Source organism: Hydrogenophaga sp. ZJX-1 (assembly GCF_048590325.1).
In the GTDB taxonomy this organism is placed as follows: Bacteria; Pseudomonadota; Gammaproteobacteria; order Burkholderiales; family Burkholderiaceae_C; genus Hydrogenophaga.
On the sequence record NZ_JBMBRA010000007.1, the window covers coordinates 14,502 to 33,137 of the forward strand.

The following is an 18,636-nucleotide window of genomic DNA, read 5'->3' on the forward strand; positions in this document are numbered from 1 at the left end:
GCGTAGGGGACGGCCGTGTTTCAGGGGCCGGGCCAGCAAGGTTGTTTAGACGCCACGGGCGGTGGCTGGCCTCAACGGAGCGGGTTCAGCCCGAGTAGCCGGCGAGACGGGGCAGAAACAGCACCATGTCGGGCCACAGGGTCACGATGACGAGTGCACCCAGCATGACCCCCAGGAAGGGCATCACCTCGCGCACCAGTTCCATCAGCGATACGTCGGCGATCCGGGTCATCATGAAGAGCAGCAGGCCATAGGGCGGGGTCACGAGCCCGATCATGATGTTGAGCACCGCCACCACGCCAAAGTGCACAGGGTCGATGCCGAGCGCCGTCGCGGTGGGCAGCAGCACCGGCAGGATCACCAGGATGATGGTCGAACCCTCCAGGAAGCAGCCCAGCACCAGCAGCATCAGGTTGACCAGCAGCAGAAAGCCCTGCGGCGACAGGTCCAGGGTCTTGAGAATCTCGCTGAGGGACGCGGGAATGTTCTCTGCCGTGATGACGAAGTTGAAGACCAGGGCGCCAGCGATCAGCATGCCGATGGAGATGCTGGTGCGCGCGCTGGTGAGCAGGGCGTCGTACATGTCGCGCCAGCCGATGCTGCGGTAGAGCAGCACCGAGATCAGCAGGGCGTAGGCCGCCGCCAGGCCCGCGGCCTCGGTCGGCGTGGTGATGCCGCTGTAGAGGCAGCCCAACAAGATCACCGGCAGCATCAGGGCAGGAAACGCCGCGCGCGTGATGGCCGGCATCTCCCGCAGGGCCACCCTGGCCTCGACCGGATAGTTCCGCCGCTTGGCCAGGAAATAGATCAGACCCATCTGCACGGCGCCCAGCAGCAGCCCGGGCAACACGCCCGCGATGAACAGGTAGCCGATGGAGGCGCCAGAGACCAGGGCATAGAGCACCAGCGGGATCGAGGGCGGAAGAATGGGGCCGATGACGGCCGAGACAGCGGTCAGCGCGGCGGCAAAACCGCGGGTGTACCGGCCGTCGCGGGTCATCATGGCCAGCATCATCTTGCCCGAGCCGGCCGCGTCGGCCAGGGCGGAGCCCGACATGCTGGCGAACACGATGCTCTGCAGCACGTTGACCTGAGCCAGGCCACCGGGGAAGCGCCCGACGATGGCATTGCAGAAGCGCAGCAGGCGGTCCAGGATGCTGCCGGTGCTCATGATGGTTGCGGCCAGGATGAACAGCGGAATCGCCAGCAGCAGGAAGCTGGAGTAGGTGCCGTTGAGCAACTGCTCGGCCGCGGTGCCCATGTCCATGCCCTTGAGGTACAGGTACAGCACCGAGCCACCGATCATCGCCTGGCCTATGGGCACGCCGAGCAGGCTGAGGGCGATGATGGCCCCGAGGGCCAGCGAGAAGGGACTGGTGAAGTTCATGGCGAGGACGAGGCTTGGGTTTCGGCGCTCGCGGGGTCCCTGCCGCGCAGGAGCTGGCCGAGGTTCCAGAGGTGGCGGGCGATCACGGCCACCGAAAACAGGATGTAGATCGAGAACAGCACGTCGAACCGGATGTTCATGTACGAGCTTTTTTCGACCTTCATGAAACTCACGTAGTCCCAGGCCGCTGGCAGCGACATGCCGAACAGCACCACCATGCTGGCCGAGCCCAGGATGCCCATGCCGATGCGCGCGCGCCGCCCGGCGTGCACCGACAGGAAGTCGATGCGGATCTCTTCATGGTCCTTGAGCACGAAGGCCGCGCCCCAGAGCACGAGCCAGAGCCAGGCCGCGACGGACAGCTCCGCTGTCCAGCCCACAGGCCCGTTGAAGAGGTAGCGCAGGGCGATCTGCAGGATGAAGGCGACGAAGATGATCGCGAGCAAGCCGGCGGCCACCGCCTCGGCCACGCGGTGCAGGGAAGACAGGAGGGTTCTGGGCATCTGGCTCAAGGGTCCGTGGAGGAGGGCGTGTCCACAACCGCCGCGCTGGGGGCCCCGGAGCCCCCAGTCGCTGCGGTCTGGCTCATTTCATGGCGTTGATCTTGTCGAGCATGCCCGCTGGCCAGTTCTTGGCTTCGTCCGAGGCCAGGTAGATCTTCTGCGCGTGCTCGCGGAAAGCGGCCACGTTGGGCGTGTACACGTCCAGGCCCTGGCGCTTGAAGCCCTCGGCGAGTTCGGCCTCGCGCTTGAGGTGCTCCGCCGTGCTCCAGGCGATGGCCTTGCTGGCGGCGGCCTGGAAGGCCTGCTGCTTGGCCGGTGTCATGCTTTGCCAGGTTTTCATGTTGACGGTGAGCAGGTCGTAACCCACCAGGTGCGAGGTCAGCACGATCTGCGACATCACCTCGTTGAACTTCATGTTCTGCACATTGGGCAGCGGGTTGTCCTGGCCGTCAATCGCGCCGGTCTGCAGGCCGGTGTAGGTTTCGGCGTAGGCCATGGGCGTCGGGTTTGCGCCGATCGAACGCCCCAGCAGCTGCCAGCTGTCACCCGGCGGCATGCGCAGTTTCACGCCCGCCAGATCGGCGGGCACGTTGATTTTTTTCTTGGTCTTGAGGCCCACCTGGCGGGTGCCGAAGAAGGTGGGGCCCAGGATCTTGACCTTGAGCTGGTCCTCGACCATCTTCTTCATCTGCGCGCCCATGTCGCTGGCGAAGAAGTTGTTGAGGTGGTTGGCGTCGCGGAACAGGTAGGCCGAGGTGAGCAGCGACCAGGCCGGGATCTGTTTGGCGATGTCCTGCGGCCCGATGTTGCCCATTTCGAGGTTGTCGCGCTGCAAGGCCACGAGCTCGGTGCCCTGTTTGAACAGGGTGGAGTTGAGGAACACCTCGACCTTGAAATCGGCCTCGACGTCCTTGGCGAACATCTTCATCATGTCGGCGCGGATGTCCTTGTCGGAGAACACGGCGGCGAAGCGCAGGGTGGGCTGGGCCTGTGCCCAGGCCGGCATCATGGCGGCAGCGGCGAGCGAGGCGCCGGCGCAGAGCGCGGCACGGCGGTTGGTGGTGAAGTTCATGATGATGTCTCCTGTTTGTGGGTGAGGTGAAAAATGCGGGGCGAAAACAACTCGGGAGGATGGTCAAGCGGGCGCAGCCGCCGCGGCCATCTGCTGCGCGACCGCGCGGATCGCCAGTTCGTAGCCGTAGGGCCCGAAGCCGCAGATCACTCCGGTGGCCGCCAGCGAGACCAGCGAGTGCTGATACAGCGCATCGCGGCGATGGATGTTGGTGACATGGACTTCAGCGATCGGCCGCTCCAGGGTCTTGAGCGCGTCCAGCAGCGGAATCGATCGGAACGACAGGCCCGCCGGGTTGATGACGACCGCGGCTCCGCGCTCACGCGCCTCCTGCACCCAGTCCACCAGCACACCTTCGTGGTTGGACTGGCGGAATTCACAAGCCAGGCCCAGCTCGCCCGCGACCCGTCGGCACATCTGCTCGACCTGCGCCAGCGTGGTGCTGCCGTACAGGTGGGGCTCGCGCACCCCGAGCAGGTTCAGGTTGGGTCCGTTGAGAACATAGACGGTGTCATTCATGGCTGGGGCTCCGTGCGGGCCGGGAGCGTCCAGACGGCCGGGTCCGCCGCGCGGCGGGGGTCAACCGGTGTACCCGGTTCGGTCTGTTGCGCATACATTGGGCCTCCTGTGGTGTTCCGGCGGATCCATCGATCGGACCCGCCCTGAGATCGATTCTTGGGTCGCCATGGGAAAGTCTTTCCAGATTGGAAAATAATTTTGTAATATGAAAGACCATCCATCATGAGTCTGGCCCTTGACCGGGGACTTTCGTTGCTCGAACACCTGGCCGCGCACCCCGACGGCCTGCCCCTCGCGCTGATGGCTTCGGAGCTGGACATACCCCTGAGTGCCTGCCACCGACTGCTGGGCGACCTGCAACGGCGCGGCTACGTGCGCCAGGCGCGCAAGCAGGGCGACTACGCGCTCACCACCAAGGTCGTGTCGATGGGGCTGGGTTATCTCAGCAACGCGGGCATCGTGGACATCGCCGAGCCGCTGCTGGAACGGCTGGCCCAGAAATCCGGCGAGCTGGTGCGCCTGTCCATCGTGGACGAAGACCGGCTGACCTGGATCGCCAAGGCCCAGGGCATGCGCCAGGGCCTGCGCTACGACCCCGACATGGGCATGGACGCGCGCCTGTCCTGCACCGCTTCGGGCCATGCCTGGCTGCTGACCATGAGCGACGAACGGGCGATGGAACTCGTCGCCCGGCAAGGCTTTGGTTCACCGGCGGACTACGGGCCCAAGGCGCCGACCACCGTCAAGGCGCTGCTGGGATTTCTGCACGCCGCGCGGGTGCGCGGCTACGCGATGATCGACGAGGTGTTCGCGCCCGGCATGAGCGCCATGGCGGCGCCGGTGCTGCGGCGCAAGGACGCCATCGGCGTCATCAGCATCGCCGGGCCCCGCATCCGCCTGACCCCGGCGCGCATGCACGAACTGGCGCCGGCGCTGCTGGACGCTGCCGCCGAACTGGGCCCGATCAGCAACGGATCGAGCTTGTTTGGCCGCCCCCCGCTGGGCAAGGGCTGAAACGGTTTCGCCTTCAGACCGAAGGGTTCAGCGCCGGGTTCAGCGCCACGAACCGCGCATGGCGCGCCTGCAGCGCCGCGTGTCGCGCGGCATCGGGCGTGAAGCTGCGCAGCACGGGCGGCGTGGTGCACACCGTTTCGAGTTCGCCGCCCGTGGCGAGCCAGGCCAGACGGGCGGCGCCCATGGCGCCGCCGCTTTCGGAATCCTGGTGCACCTGCAGCGTGAGGCCGAAGGTGTCGGCCAACAGCTGGGCCCACCAGGCGCTGCGCGAGCCGCCACCCACCAGCGAGAGCGTGGCCAGTGGGGGCTCGGTGGCGGGAATCGTGCGCAGACCGTCGAGCAGGCCGAAGCCCACGCCTTCGGCCACGGCGTAGGCCAGGTGTTCGCGGCCGTGTTGCGCGCGCAGGCCGGTCCAGGCACCGCTGGCCAGCGGGTTGTTGTGCGGTGAGCGTTCACCGCTCAGGTAGGGCAGGAAGAGGGGCGCGTTCTGCTGGTCCTCGGCGCTCAGCGTGGCGGCGGCGGAGAGCAAGGCGGCTTCGTTGTCGAAGCCGAGCATCTTCGCCGCCCAGGTCACGGCGCTGGCGGCGCTGAGCATCACGCTCATCACGTGCCAGCGGTCGGGCAGGGCGTGGCAGAAGGCGTGCAGCGCCTGGGCCGGGTTGGGGTCGAAGGCCGCGCCGCTGACGAAGACCACGCCCGAGGTGCCGAGCGAGACGAAGCCCTGGCCCGGACGCACCAGGCCCATGCCCACGGCGCTGGCCGCGTTGTCACCCGCACCACCGGCCACCGGCAGCTGGTCGGGCAGACCCCAGCGCTCGCACAGCGCGGGCATCACATAGGCGGACACCTCGCTGCCTTCGACCAGGCGCGGCATGTGGTGGCGCGCCAGGCCGGTGGCGGCGAGCACAGTGTCGGACCAGTCACGTTTTTCCACGTCCAGCCAGAGTGTGCCGGCGGCGTCGGACATGTCGCTCACGGCTTCGCCGGTGAGCATGAGGCGCAGCCAGTCTTTGGGCAGCAGCACGCGCCGGGTTTTGGTGAACACCTCGGGTTCGTGTTCGCGCACCCACAACAGCTTGGGCGCGGTGAAGCCGGGCATGGCGAGGTTGCCGGTGATGGCAGCGAGGTCGGGCACCTCGCGCGTGAGCTGCTGGCATTGCGCGCCGCTGCGGCCGTCGTTCCACAGGATGGCGGGGCGCAGCACGGCGTCGTGTTCGTCGAGCAGGGTGGCACCGTGCATCTGGCCCGAGAGGCCGACGCCGCGCAGCCGGGCGAGGGCTTGCGGCTGTTCGCGCTGCAGCCGGTCCATCACGGTCTCCAACGCCTTCCACCAGGCAGCCGGGTCCTGCTCCGACCACAGGGCTTGGGGGCGTTGCACGGTGAGTGGCGCGCGCGCGGTGGCGATGACCTGGTGCTGGTCAGAGAGCAGCAGGGCTTTGAGTTCGGACGTGCCGAGGTCGAGACCGAGGTACATGGTGCTGGGAGCGTGTTGTGTGGTTGGGTGCGGCCCTCACCCCAGCCCTCTCCCGCGCAGCGGGAGAGGGGGTAAGACGGGTCAAGCTGCGCCGCGGAAGCGAGTCAAAGACTGCTTTCGAAACTCAGAGGGCGTCATGCCCTTGATTTCGAGGAAGCGGCGGTTGAAGTTGGCCACGTTGTTGAAGCCGACTTCGTAGCAGATGTGGGTGACCTGCTGGTCGGTGTCCATCAGCAGCTGGCAGGCGCGGCTGATGCGCACGCGGTTGACGAAATCGGTGAAGGTGTTGCCGGTGGCTTTGCGGAAGAAGCGGCTGAACTTGCTCTCGCTCATGCCCAGTTCTGCGGCCAGCGCGGCGGCCGAGTGTTCTTCCGCAAGGTGGTCGGTGATGCGGTTGACCACGGCGTCGATCTGGTCGAGCGAAGCATCGTCGTCGGTGCTCTGCAGTTGCACGCTGGAGAGCAGCCGGTAGTCGGTGCAGGCGGCGAGGTCGCTCAGGAAGTCGCAGAAGGCGGTGAAGCGCTTGAGGCCGCGGGTGCTCTTGACCTTGTGCCAGTGGGCCTCGGCGGACTCGGACATGCCGAAGAACTCGATGCCGTGTTTGGCGCGCTCCAGCAGCGGAAGCACCTCGGCGAGTTCGGGGATGTTTTCGCTCGCGCGCATCAGCGGTTCGTGTGAAAACTGGATCACCAGGTCGCGCAGGGGCACGCCGCCCTCGGGCATGTCCATGCTGACCCAGTTGTGCGGCAAGCGCGGACCGGTGAGCACGAGCTGGCCGGCCTGGAACGGGCCGATCCAGTCGCCCACGAACAGTTTGCCGCTGGTGCTGGTGATCAGGTGCAGCTCGTATTCGTCGTGGTAATGCCAGCGCGCCAGGGGCGTGGGAAAACCGTGTGACAGGCAGCGCACGAAACCCACATCGGTCGATGACTCGTAGCCGAGGTTCGGCGATCGGGCGAGCTCGTGCTCCAGCTCGGGTTTGATCTGGCGTGGGACGGTGCGGCTGCGAACGGTCATGGATGTCCCCTGGAGGTGGTTAAGGCTCAGGACGACACAGGGCGCACGCCGGTGTGGGCGGTGACGAAGCGGCTCACCCGTTCGCTGGCCCGTCGCACCGCGTCCACCAGCCGCGCATCGCCGGCGAGTTCGCCCCACAGCGTGGTGTCGGCACAGAACGCCGCCACCGGGTCGGACGCTTCGCACATCGCGTGGGCGGCTTCGGGTTGCATCGCCTGGTCCTGGTAGGTGTAGGGAATCTGGCCGGCGTGCCAGCGCTGCAGGTAGGCCAGAAACAATGCGGGCAACAGGGCCACGCTGTCAATGGTTTCTCCGCGGGCGAGCCGCTCGCGGATGGTGGGGGCGATGAAGCCCGGGATCTTGCTGAACCCGTCCATGGCCACGCGCTGGTTGGTGTCGGCGATGGCCGGGTTGCCAAAGCGGTCGAGCACCACGTCGCGGTACCGGGGCAGGTGGATGGGGCAGGGGTGTTCGGGGGTGTCCAGCACGGGGATCACGTCATCGGTGACGTAATCGTAGGCGAACCGGCGGATCACGTCGTGGTGGGTGCCTTCGTGGATGTAGCGGTAGCCGATCAGCGTGCCGGCCCAGGCGATGCAGCTGTGCGTGGCGTTGAGCAGGCGGATCTTGGCCTCTTCGTAGGCGTCCACCGACGCCACCATTTCAACACCGACCCGTTCCCACTCCGGGCGGCCCGCGATGAAGCGGTCTTCGATCACCCACTGGATGAAACTCTCGCCCATGAGGGCGGCCGGGTCGTCCACGCCAGTGGCCGCCTTGACGCGCTCGGCCACGTCGGGCGTGGGGCGGGGCGTGATGCGGTCGACCATGGCGTTGGGGCTGCTGGTGTGGGCCTGCACCCAGACCTTCAAGGTGGTGTCGCCCACGGCATCGATGAACTGCAGCAGGCCACCGCGCGAGCGGTCACCGTTGTGGCGCAGGTTGTCGCAGTTCATCAGCGTGACCGGGCCGGCGCCCGCGTTCATGCGCGCGCGCAGCAAGGTGACGAGGGCGCCGTAGAGCGTGTGGCCAGCCTGCCCGGCTTTCACGGCGGCCAGATCGGCGCGCAGGTCGGGGAAACTGGCCCAGTCCAGCTGGTTGCTGGCGTCGAGGTAGTACCCGGCTTCGGTGACGGTGAAGCTGATGATGCGCGTGGCCGGGTCGGCGGCCACGGCCACCAGCGGGGCCAGGTCCTCCTGGTAGGACAGCGCGCGCTGGATGGACGTGATGCGTGTGTAGCTGCGCTCGCCTTGCGGTGTCACGGTTTCCAGCGTGTAGGCGCCGCCTTGCGCCTGCAGTGCGGCGATCGTGTCCAGCATGTCGGGGCGCAGGTTGCCGCCGGCGATGGACCAGCGGGTGTCACCGAGCTGGCGCAACTGGTGCACATAGACGGCCTGGTGGGCGCGGTGAAACGAGCCCAGGCCCAGGTGCAGGATGGTGTTCATGGTGTGTGATGAAAGACAGGGTCAGAGATCAAAATTCGTGGGCATCATCACGACGTCGCGGATCGTCATGCCGCGTGGGCGGGTGAGCATGAAGATCACGACATCGGCCACCTCCGAGGCTTCGATCAGGCTGCCACTGGCCTTGGCTTCGGCCAGCTTTTCAGCCGGCCAGTCGGCCAGCAGCGAGGTGATCACCGGGCCGGGCGAGATGGCGCCGACGCGGATGCCGTGTTTGAACACCTGGCGGCGCACGGTCTGCACGAAGCAGTCAATGGCCCATTTGCTGGAGGCGTAGACCGGTTCCCAGGGCGTGGGGAAATGCGCGGCCAGCGAGCTGGTGACGATGATGTCGCCGCTGCCGCGCGCGATCATGTGGGGCAGCACGCCACGCACGTTCTTCATGACCACGTTGATGTTCAGGTTGAGCATGCGGTCGATGGCGTCGTCGCTGGCATCCACCAGATCGCCGCCCACGTAGAGCCCGGCGTTGGCGTGGAACACGTCGAGCCGGCCGCCCAGCGCGAGGATGCGCTCGGGCATGGCTGCGCATTGAGCGGGGTCCAGCAGGTCGATCACCAGCGGCAGGGCGGCGGCGCCCAGCGTTGCGCAGGCTTTGGACAGGGCTTGTGCGTCGCGGTCGATCAGCACGACCATCGCGCCGGCCGCCACCAGGGCCTGGGCGCTGGCGAAACCGATGCCCGACGCCGCGCCGGTGACGGCGGCCACCTGGCCGCTCAGAGGGAGGGGTGTGTTCATGTGAGTGGCTGGCAAGGGGGTCCGGTGGTCACGCGGCCGCGCGGGCGATCACGCGGCCGGCGGTGTCGAACCAGTGGGCCTGCGAGGCGTCGATGTCGAGGCTCACGGTTTCGCCGGCGTGCAGGCCGGTGCGGTCGTTCTGGCGCGCCACGAACTGCGCGCCGGTGGGTGTTGTCACGTAGATCAGCGTCTCGGCGCCCAGCGCCTCGACCAGGTCCACCGTGCCGGCCACCGGTGTGGCGCCGGTGCCGCGCACGGACACGCTCTCGGGCCGCAGGCCGATGGCGCCGCCCACGGCACCTGCCGGGGCCTGTTGCTGGATCAGCGCCGGCATCTGCTGCAGTGGCGTCACGTTCATCTGCGGCGTGCCGATGAACTGCGCCACGAACTGGTTGGCCGGGTGGTCGTAGAGCTCCAGCGGCGTGCCCACCTGTTCGATGACGCCGTCGCGCAGCACCACCACGCGGTCGGCCAGCGTCATGGCTTCTACCTGGTCGTGCGTCACGTAGATGGTGGTCGCGCCGAGGTCGCGGTGCAGCTTGGCGATCTCCACGCGCGTCTGGCCGCGCAGCGCGGCGTCGAGGTTCGACAGCGGTTCGTCGAACAGGAACACCTTGGGCGCGCGCACGATGGCACGGCCGATGGCCACACGCTGGCGCTGGCCGCCCGAGAGCTCCTTGGGCGTGCGCTGCAGGTAGGGCGTGAGGTTCAGGATGTCGGCCGCGCGCTTGACCTTGTCGTCAATGACCTTGGGGTCGACCTTGGCCAGCTTGAGCGCGAAGCACATGTTTTCATACACGCTCATGTGCGGGTACAGCGCGTAGCTCTGGAACACCATGGCGAGATCGCGCTTGCTCGACGGCAGGTGCGTGATGTCGCGGCCTTCCAGGCTCAGCGTGCCGCCGTCGATGTGCTCCAGCCCGGCGATCAGTCGCAGCAGGGTTGACTTTCCGCAGCCTGAGGGCCCGACGAAGACGATGAATTCGCCTTGCTGGATGTCGAGATCGATGCCCTTGATGGCGCGGTGTTCACCGAAGAATTTTTCGATGCCTTTGAGTTGCAGGTAAGCCATTTCAGTAGTCCTCAAAAATCTGTTGAACCTACAGAGCCACGATTCGCGTGCCCAGTCCAGGGCTGCCGCGGAACCGGCTTTGCCGGGCCGCCAGCAGCCGCCCCCTGGAGGGGGTCGCGCGCAGCGCGGCGGGGGTGGGCCGTCACTTGACGGCTCCGAAAGTCAAGCCTTGGACCAACTGTTTCTGGCTGAACCAGCCGAAGATCACGATGGGGGCGATCGCCATCAGCGAGGCCGCGGAGAGCTTGGCCCAGAACAGGCCTTCGGGGCTGGAGTAGCTGGCGATCAGCGTGGCCAGCGTGCCGCCCTGGGCGGCGGTGAGGTTCAGGCTCCAGAAGGCCTCGTTCCAGCTCAAGACCAGGCACAGCAGACCGGTGGACGCGAAGCCACCGAGCGACAGCGGCAGCAGCACCTTGCTGGCCTCCTGCCAGAGCGTGGCACCGTCCATGCGCGCGGCTTCCAGGATCTCGTTCGGGATCTCCTTGAAGGCCGAATAGAGCATCCACACCATGATGGGCAGGTTGGACAGTGTGAACACGATGATCAGCGCGAGCTGGGTGTCGAGCAGGTGGCTCTTCTGCGCCAGCACGTAGATCGGCACCAGCGCGCCGACGGCGGGCATCATCTTGGTGGAGAGCATCCACATCAGGATGTCCTTGTCGCGCTTGCCCTTGTGAAAGGCCATGGCGTAGGCCGCGGGTGCGGCGATGGCCAGCCCGATCAGGGTGGACGCCACGCTGGTGACCACCGAGTTCCAGGCGTAGTGCAGGTAGTCGCTGCGTTCCTGCACCTCGTGGAAGTTCTCCAGCGTGGGCGAAAAGAACAGCTCCGGCGGGATGGCGATGGCCTGCAGCTCGGTCTTGAACGCGGTCAGCAGCAGCCAGCCGAGCGGGAAGAACAGCAGCAGGGCCACGGCCCAGGCGCCGACGGTGCGCGCCGCGTAGGCGGGGGTGAAGGTGGATTGACGTGCCATGTTGATCTCACTTGTCCAGGTTTTTTCCGACCATGCGGATCAGGAAGATCGCGGCGATGTTGGCCAGCACGACGGCGAACAGCGCACCGGCCGAGGCCACGCCAGCGTCGAAGTTGAGCAGCGCCTGCTTGAAGATCAGGAACGCCACGTTGGTGCTCGCGTCGCCCGGGCCGCCACCGGTGGTGGTGTAGATCTCGGCGAACACGCTGAGCAGGAAAATCATCTCGATCATCACCACCACGGCCACGGAGCGGCCGAGGTGCGGGATGTAGAGGTAGCGCAGCTGCTGGCCGTAGGTGGCGCCGTCCATGCGCGCGGCTTCGAGCTGCTCGCGGTTCATGCTCTGCAGCGCGGTCATGAAGATCAGCGTGGCAAAGGGCAGCCACTGCCACGACACCATCACGATGATGGAGAACAGGGGGTGATCGGTCAGCCAGTCCACCGGCGTGGCGCCGAAGAACATCCACACCTGCGCGAGCACGCCGTAGATGGGGTTCATCATCATGTTCTTCCACAGCAGCGCGTTGACCGTGGGCATGACGAAGAAGGGCGAGATCAGCAACACGCGCACCAGGCCGCGGCCGGCGAATGGCTCGTTGATGAGCAGCGCAATCGCCACGCCAAGAATCACCGTGATCCCGATCACGCTGCCGAGCAGCAGCAGGGTGTTGATCACCGCCGTGCCGAAGGACGGGTCGGTGACGAAGTATTCGAAGTTTTCCAGGCCGATGAAGCCGGTCTGGTCGGGCTGCATCAGGTTGTAGCGGATGACGCTGAAGTAGATCGTCATCACCAGCGGCACGATCATCCAGAGGAAGAGCGTGGCCACGGCGGGCGTGAGCAGCAGTCGGGGGAGCAGTCGGTTCATGGGGAGACCCTGGAGGCGACAAAAACGAACGGAAGCCGTTTGGCTTCAAAACTCACTCCCCGTAGGGGGAGGGTAGCGGTGGAGGCCGGTTCGGCGCCCGGGTTGTCGCCGACAGGGCTGCTGCTGGCGTGCCCCCACCCCAGCCCTCCCCCCGAGGGGGAGGGGGTCTTTTGCGGACCGGCTTACTTGTAGTAGCCAGCCTTCTTCATTTCCCGCTCGGCCGCGTTCTGGCTGGCCTTCAGCGCGGCGTCCACCGAGGTCTTGCCGGCCAGCGCAGCGCTCATCTGCTGGCCCACGGCGATACCGATCGCCTGGAACTCGGGGATGGCGGCGAACTGCACGCCGACATACGGGCTCTTGGGCAGGGTCGAGTCGGTCGGGTTGGCCGAGTCGATGGCCACCTTTTCAGCCGCGGCGAAGCGGGCGGCCTTCTGGAACTCGGGCGATGCGTAGGTGCTCTTGCGGGTGCCGGTCGGGACGTTGGCCCAGCCATTGGTCTTGGCCACGAGCTGCACGTAGTCCTTGCTGGTCGCCCAGCTCACGAACTTCTGCGCGGCGTCCACTTTCTTCGAACCGGCCGGGATGGCCAGGTTCCAGGACCACAGCCAGTTGGCGCCTTTGGGCGTCACGGCGGTGGGTGCCTGGGCGAAGGCCATCTGGTCGGCGACCTTCGATTGTTTGGGATCGCTCACGAACGAGGCGGCGATGGTGGCGTCGATCCACATGCCGCACTTGCCCGAGTTGGTCAGTGCCAGGATCTCGTTGAAGCTGTTGGACGACGAGCCGGGCGGGCCGTAGTTCTTCAGCAGGTCGACGTAAAACGTGATCGCATCCTTCCAGGGCTTGGTGTCGATCTGCGGTTTCCACTGCATGTCGAACCACTGGCCGCCGTGCGTGTTGACCAGCGTGGACAGGAAGGCCATGTTGTCGCCCCAGCCCGGCTTGCCGCGCAGGCAGATGCCGTAGACGCCGGCCGCCGGATTGTGGATTTTCTTGGCCAGGTCGGCGACCTGCGTCCATGTGGGGCGCTCGGGCACGGTCACGCCGGCCTTGTCGGCCAGGTCCTTGCGGTACATCAGCATCGAGCTTTCGCCGTAGAACGGGGCTGCGTAGAGCTTGCCCCCCACGGTCAGGCCGCCACGCACGGCGGGCAGCAGGTCGTCCACGTCGTAGGCGGCGTCGGTCTTGAGCTCGGTGAGCCAGCCTTTCTTGCCCCAGATCGGCGCTTCGTACATGCCGATGGTCATGATGTCGAACTGGCCGCCCTGGGTGGCGATGTCGGTCGTCACGCGCTGGCGCAGCACGCCTTCTTCCAGCGTCACCCATTTGAGCTTGATGTCGGGGTTGGCGGCCTCGAAGTTCTTGCCGAGCTTCTGCATCTCGATCATGTGGCCGTTGTTCACGGTCGCGATCACGAGTTCGGTGGTGGCGTGCGCCACGCCGGCGCCCAAGAGCGCGGCGGTGAGGACGGAAGCGATGCGGAATTTCACGTTTGTCTCCTGGTGGATGGGGGGGAACTGTCTGTGCGACGGCTTTTTCTGACCGTGACGGAATTCTGGAGACGAACGCCATCGAAATTTGTACGCCAGGGAGTGGTTTCTGTACTCCTTTGCATTTGTAGGCCGGGAATAACCCTATATTCCGGTGCAAAGTTTGGCTATGGCTGGTCCGGGCCGCTGCTCGATGGGTCGTCGAGCCTTTCCAGGTCGATGCCATCGCCTTCATGCCGGCCGACGGCGTTCAGGCCGAAGCCTGGGCACCCTTTGCGGGGGGGCGGAGCCGCCTGTTCCTCTGCGATGAACCGCTCGACATCAGCCGTTCGCAACCCATCCATCACCTCAAGGGCTTGACCGGGTGAGCGCGTCCACAACGCCCTGCCTGCTTTTCCGGGTTTGGACCGGCCCGTCCTGGCCCCCTGGATTTCGCGGGTGCATCGGGCATCCAGGTGGGTGTGCTCATCCCCCTTCGCTTTCAGGTGCGCAGATGGATATGTGTGTATTTACATGTGTATTCAACCACCAATCCAGCCAGATTTCCGGGTCTCTCGGGGTCGAAAAGAGCCGCCGAATTCTAGGCAACTGGATCGCGTCACTTGGTGATGGATCAACATTTTTTGAGCATAATCAATATGCCGTTCCGATACTCCCCCCAGAATAGAATTGAATCGGAGGTAAGAAGTTGTTACTTCAAACGTAACAGGCTTCGTTTCCCTTCCCCGTTACCTGACACGCACGATCAACTTACCAGGAGAAAAGCATGGATGCACGCAAATTCAGTTTCAAGAAGATGATTGCCTTGGGCAGCACCACGGTGTTCACGCTGTTGGCTGTCCCCCTGATCGCCGACATCACGCACGCCGATCACAACGTTTTCTTGAGCGCTGCTCATGCGGCTGATGCATCCTCAGGCGACGCAGACAAAGGCGGAATGGGCGCCGGCAGTGGTGGCGCCGGCAGTGGCGGCGGCAGTGGCAGTGGCAGTGGTGGCCCGGCCCGCAAAGGCGGTGCCGCAAGCGGAAGTGGGACGGACAGCGGCTCTGGCAGTTCTGCCACCGGTTCCGGGTCGTCGTCCACATCGGGCAGCGGTTCCAGCACCAGTGGTGGTGGCAGCGACGCGGGCGGCAGCAAGGGCTCGACCAGCGGCTCCGGCTCTGCAGGCTCGGGGGCGGGTTCTGCCGGTTCGGGCGGCAGCGGTGGCCGTGGGCAGGGGGGCAAGCCCGGTTCCACAGCGACCGCGACAGAAGAGGGCGGCCAAGGCCAGATGGGCGGTGGTGTTCACGGCCAAGGGTCCTACCAGGACAACAAGCAGACCGGTGGCGCTGGCGCCCCTGGCCCTGGCGGCATCAACAATGAACCCAACGATGCCAAGGGCCCCCGGTTCAGCGGTGGCGCCGGCACGGGCAGCACCGGCGGCAAACCTGTCTGGGCTCAAGAGGGTATCCCCGAAGTGGAGTTGGGCCGCCTGAACGTGGCACGCGCGCCGGGCAAGCTGCTGGACAAACAGTTGGTGGAGGCACTTTCTGCCCTGGCCGATCTGGCGGTCTCCGGTAATTCTGTCTACCAGGCTCTGACGCTGGACGAGGCCATCACCATGCTGTTGAATGACACAACCCGGATCGACTCTCCACTGGAGAACCTGGCCCTGTTGAAGGACTTCACATCGGATGGCGTGCTGGACGGTGACTATTCCACCCTTTTCAACGGCACAGCGGTGGTTGACCCGTCCATGACCAATGAGGCCTTTGCCGCATTGCTCCTGGGCAGCGCGTCGGACAAGACCGTGGCGATCACGACGGACACTGTGAAGGCCATGGAGACGTTGCTGGGAGCTGACTTCGGCGACGACGCTGCCATTGCCGACATGGCAGACAAAGTGCGCCAGGCCATCCTGCAGGCTCACGAAGACTGAGCCGGGGAGCGGAATGTCCTTTCCGCTCCTTCAGGCGACTGAGCGGCCTCTTCTGGTGATGCCCCTCTCGGTGGGGGTGTCACAAGGCCGGTTGCGCCTGAAGCGAGCGGCATGGGCTTGCGCTCCATCGTCTCCTTTGCTCTTTGTCCTTTGCCATCCTCCCTGAGTCGTCCCTTATCACCTTCAAAGCGGTCACCGCCATGAAAATCCGATCCTCTATCTCTTCCTCTTTCCACTCCTCCACCGCAACTGCCACTTCCTGCAAGCTGGTGCTGAGCGCCATCGTGCTGGCGATTGCCTCCAAGAGTGCTTTGGCCGACAACACCGCAGTCGGTACGGGTGCCGGGGTTCCCGTGGCCGGCACCGACAACACCGCTGTTGGCTTCGAGGCGGGAACCGACGTTACCGGCGACGGCAACACCGCGACAGGGGCCTCTGCCGGTCAGTCTGTCACAGGGCTGCGGAACACAGCCACCGGCTTTGAGGCGGGCTCCAACGTCTCTGGCAACGGCAACACGGCGACAGGCGTCCATTCCGGTCGTGATGTCCAGGGCGATCACAATCTGGCCAACGGTGCGGCCGCGGGCCAGCACGTCACCGGTGACAACAACATCGCGATCGGTCGCAACGCTGGCCAGAACATCACGGCCAGCAACACCATCAGCATCGGCACCAGTTCCAACGCCTCGGCCGAGAACGCCATCGCCATTGGCAATGGCGCCACGGCCACCCACACCAATGCGGTGGCCATCGGCACCAACTCCACCACCTCTGCCGCCAACACGGTATCCGTGGGCAGCGCTGGCAACGAGCGCCGCATCACCAACGTGGCAGCCGGTGTCAACGCGACCGATGCGGTGAACCTGTCACAGCTGCAGTCGACCAATGCCTCGACGCTCGAAGCGGCGAATGATTACGCCGACGTCGGCGATGCCCGCACGTTGAAGGCCGCCACCGCCTACACCGACCAGACGGCTGCCCAAACGCTCAGCAGCGCCAGGGCTTACACCGACGGTCAGGTTGCGCTGCTGAGCAGCCAGATTTCGGCCCTGCGCAAGGAAGCCTATGCCGGCATTGCACAAGCAGCCGCCATCGACCCTCTGCTGCCTTCCGCGGTGGGCAAGACCACCGTGAACGCGGGTGTTGCAGGGTATGGCGGACAGGCGGCCTTGGGGATTTCAATTGCACACCGCCCAACGCCGGACTGGGTGTTCAGTGGTGGCGTGGGCATGGGCTCCAACAGCCGCCACCTGGTGAAGGTGGGTGCCGGTTTCGAGTTCTGACCCGGCCAGCGCTGGTCTGTGACCCAGACATCGGCGCCTTGGGATCGAAGGGAGTTCGTCAGCGGCTCCCTTTTTTTTCTGCCGCGGCAGGCCCGGCGTGGTGTTGCCTACGTGCTCTCGCGCACCGCCAGCGCGAACCCCAGGTCGATGACCTGCTGCGGCGGTTGTTCGCCGCGCATCAGCTGCAGCAACATCTGCGCACTGGCCTCACCAATGGCACCGCGGGGGGTGGCCACGCTGGTGAGCGGGGGCACCATCTGGTCGCTGCCCGACAGGTCGTTGAAGCCCGCCATCGCCACTTCACTGGGCACTTTCACCCCCATGCGGAGCGCAGCCAGCAGGCCGCCTTGCGCCAGGTCGTCGTTGCAGAAGAAGATGGCATCGCAACCCGGATGTGACTGGCGCACGGCGGCAAACAACTCGCCGCCCAGCGCCATGGAAGAGGGGCGGGGGTCCAGCAGCTCCAGCGACGGGTCGTATGCGCCTGCCGCCCGCATCGCACGGCGGTAGCCTTCGGCGCGTTGCAGGGTGCGCGGGTCGAGCTGTGCCGCGACGAAGGCAATGCGCCGATGCCCCTTGTCGAGCAGGTGGCTCGTCATGGCTTCACCGGCCTCCATCTGCGAGAAGCCCACGCAGTACGCGTCTGGCGACGCATCCAGTTCCATCAGGTACACGCAGGGCACGCCGCTGCGGGCCATCAACTCCTTCGTGGCGAGGTTGTGGTCCATCCCCGTGACCAGCAGGCCGGCAGGCCGGTGCTGCAGTTGCTCGCGCAGCAGTTGCTCTTCTTCGTCCGGATCGTAGTGGGTGATACCGAACAGCGTCTGATACCCAGCCGGGCGCAGCGTCTTCTGGATGGCCTCCAGCAGGTCGACGAACAAGGTGTTCGACAGCATCGGAATCAGCACCGCCACGTGCGAGCTGTGCCGTGAAGCCAGCGCCCGGGCCGCCGGATCCGGCACGTAGCGCAGCTGGTCAGCCGCTTCCCGTACCTTGGCCACCAGGGCCGGCGCCACCGTGGGCTCCCCCCGCAGGGCACGCGAAACCGTGATCGGGCTCACCCCGGCCAGCGATGCGACATCGGCCAGGGTGACGCGTCCGGTGGCTCGGCGGCGGGTCGACGGGGATGGTGGGGCGGGCGAAGAGGGCATCAGGGTAAATACCGAGTTTCAAAAGGGCGCGGACTCGTAAGATAGCGCTATCTTGTCAACGGTGCCAAGCAGGCTAAGCCTGACATTGTGCTGCAGATTCCACTGCGTTCCCTCGACGAGACCCCGGGCGTCCATGTGTGGGCGCCTTTTTTGACAGCACTGAGATAGCGCTATCTTAAAATGAATGATTCACAACATGTTCGCCTCGTGGTCATGGGCGTTGCCGGTTGCGGCAAGTCCAGCCTGGGCTCCGCCCTGGCCGAACGGCTGGGCGGCGATCTCATCGAAGGCGATGACTACCACAGCCCGGAAAGCCGCGACAAGATGCGGCAGGGTGTCGCCCTGACCGATGCCGACCGCGCCGGCTGGCTGGCCACGCTGGCCGGATTGCTCCAGAACGCGCCCGGCGACATCGTCCTGACCTGCTCGGCCCTGCGCCGGACCTATCGCGACCAGTTGCGCGCGGCCGCCCCAAGTCTGCGCTTCGCCTTCCTCCACATCACCCCCGACACGGCACGGGCACGGGTGGCAGAGCGCTCGGCCCATTTTTTCAACAGCAAACTCGTCGACAGCCAGTTCGCCACGCTTGAAGATCCGAGCGGTGAACCCGGTGTCCTGCGGCTGGACGCCACCACCCCGCTCCAGGCGCTGGTGGAGCAGACCGCTGAATGGTTGAACGTCCCGGCATGAAGGC

Annotated in this window: 17 protein-coding genes; 4 read left to right on the forward strand and 13 right to left on the reverse strand. The window is 65.8% G+C overall.

Annotated elements, in window-relative coordinates:
- Positions 1–85: 85 nt before the first annotated feature.
- The 4 genes from ACN5W5_RS18835 to ACN5W5_RS18850 all read right to left on the reverse strand — a co-directional run bounded on the left by ACN5W5_RS18835 (position 86) and on the right by ACN5W5_RS18850 (position 3,481).
- Positions 86–1,387 carry a TRAP transporter large permease gene (locus tag ACN5W5_RS18835; RefSeq protein WP_420049996.1) on the reverse strand — a complete coding sequence of 434 codons (1,302 nt, stop codon included), beginning with the start codon at positions 1,385–1,387 and terminating at the stop codon, positions 86–88.
- The gene (locus ACN5W5_RS18840; protein ID WP_420049997.1) at positions 1,384–1,890 is read right to left on the reverse strand and encodes a TRAP transporter small permease; all 507 of its coding nucleotides are present in this window, start codon (positions 1,888–1,890) and stop codon (positions 1,384–1,386) included. The genes ACN5W5_RS18835 and ACN5W5_RS18840 overlap by 4 nt, the downstream gene beginning before the upstream one ends.
- An 82-nt stretch (positions 1,891–1,972) precedes the next feature.
- Positions 1,973–2,962, reverse strand: coding sequence for a TRAP transporter substrate-binding protein DctP (gene dctP, locus ACN5W5_RS18845; RefSeq protein ID WP_420049998.1), 990 nt, complete (start codon positions 2,960–2,962; stop codon positions 1,973–1,975).
- A gap of 63 nt (positions 2,963–3,025) precedes the next feature.
- Entirely contained in the window at positions 3,026–3,481 is a 456-nt protein-coding gene (locus tag ACN5W5_RS18850) for a type II 3-dehydroquinate dehydratase (protein WP_420049999.1), read from the reverse strand.
- Positions 3,482–3,703: 222 nt separating this feature from the next.
- Between ACN5W5_RS18850 and ACN5W5_RS18855 the strand changes: the two genes are divergently transcribed.
- Positions 3,704–4,495 (forward strand): IclR family transcriptional regulator, encoded by a 792-nt coding sequence (locus ACN5W5_RS18855; protein WP_420050000.1) that lies wholly within the window; start codon positions 3,704–3,706, stop codon positions 4,493–4,495.
- Between the two features lie 13 nt (positions 4,496–4,508).
- Here ACN5W5_RS18855 and xylB read toward each other — a convergent pair whose 3' ends face one another.
- The 8 genes from xylB to ACN5W5_RS18895 form a co-directional block, all read right to left on the reverse strand.
- Positions 4,509–5,969, reverse strand: coding sequence for a xylulokinase (gene xylB / locus ACN5W5_RS18860; RefSeq protein WP_420050001.1), 1,461 nt, complete (start codon positions 5,967–5,969; stop codon positions 4,509–4,511).
- An 81-nt stretch (positions 5,970–6,050) separates the two neighbouring features.
- A complete protein-coding gene (locus ACN5W5_RS18865) occupies positions 6,051–6,986 on the reverse strand; it encodes an AraC family transcriptional regulator (protein ID WP_420050002.1) in 936 nt (311 codons plus the stop codon).
- A 26-nt stretch (positions 6,987–7,012) separates the two neighbouring features.
- A complete protein-coding gene (gene dalD, locus ACN5W5_RS18870) occupies positions 7,013–8,431 on the reverse strand; it encodes a D-arabinitol 4-dehydrogenase (RefSeq protein WP_420050003.1) in 1,419 nt (472 codons plus the stop codon).
- A 21-nt stretch (positions 8,432–8,452) separates the two neighbouring features.
- Positions 8,453–9,187 (reverse strand): SDR family oxidoreductase, encoded by a 735-nt coding sequence (locus ACN5W5_RS18875; protein ID WP_420050004.1) that lies wholly within the window; start codon positions 9,185–9,187, stop codon positions 8,453–8,455.
- 28 nt (positions 9,188–9,215) lie between these two features.
- On the reverse strand, positions 9,216–10,259 hold the full coding sequence (locus ACN5W5_RS18880) for an ABC transporter ATP-binding protein (RefSeq protein ID WP_420050005.1): 1,044 nt from the start codon (positions 10,257–10,259) through the stop codon (positions 9,216–9,218).
- Between the two features lie 142 nt (positions 10,260–10,401).
- Positions 10,402–11,232 carry a carbohydrate ABC transporter permease gene (locus tag ACN5W5_RS18885; protein ID WP_420050006.1) on the reverse strand — a complete coding sequence of 277 codons (831 nt, stop codon included), beginning with the start codon at positions 11,230–11,232 and terminating at the stop codon, positions 10,402–10,404.
- 7 nt (positions 11,233–11,239) lie between these two features.
- Positions 11,240–12,100 (reverse strand): carbohydrate ABC transporter permease, encoded by an 861-nt coding sequence (locus ACN5W5_RS18890; protein ID WP_420050007.1) that lies wholly within the window; start codon positions 12,098–12,100, stop codon positions 11,240–11,242.
- A 182-nt stretch (positions 12,101–12,282) separates the two neighbouring features.
- Entirely contained in the window at positions 12,283–13,590 is a 1,308-nt protein-coding gene (locus ACN5W5_RS18895) for an ABC transporter substrate-binding protein (protein ID WP_420050008.1), read from the reverse strand.
- A gap of 766 nt (positions 13,591–14,356) precedes the next feature.
- Here ACN5W5_RS18895 and ACN5W5_RS18900 point away from each other — a divergent pair.
- Both ACN5W5_RS18900 and ACN5W5_RS18905 read left to right on the forward strand, forming a co-directional pair.
- Positions 14,357–15,508, forward strand: a complete 1,152-nt coding sequence (locus ACN5W5_RS18900) for a hypothetical protein (protein ID WP_420050009.1) — start codon at positions 14,357–14,359, stop codon at positions 15,506–15,508.
- Positions 15,509–15,708: 200 nt separating this feature from the next.
- Entirely contained in the window at positions 15,709–16,791 is a 1,083-nt protein-coding gene (locus ACN5W5_RS18905; protein WP_420050010.1) for a YadA family autotransporter adhesin, read from the forward strand.
- Between the two features lie 107 nt (positions 16,792–16,898).
- Here the strand turns inward: ACN5W5_RS18905 and ACN5W5_RS18910 are convergent, their stop codons facing one another.
- Positions 16,899–17,942 carry a LacI family DNA-binding transcriptional regulator gene (locus ACN5W5_RS18910; RefSeq protein WP_420050011.1) on the reverse strand — a complete coding sequence of 348 codons (1,044 nt, stop codon included), beginning with the start codon at positions 17,940–17,942 and terminating at the stop codon, positions 16,899–16,901.
- A gap of 180 nt (positions 17,943–18,122) precedes the next feature.
- Between ACN5W5_RS18910 and ACN5W5_RS18915 the strand changes: the two genes are divergently transcribed.
- Positions 18,123–18,632, forward strand: coding sequence for a gluconokinase (locus tag ACN5W5_RS18915; RefSeq protein WP_420050012.1), 510 nt, complete (start codon positions 18,123–18,125; stop codon positions 18,630–18,632).
- Positions 18,633–18,636 lie beyond the last annotated feature (4 nt).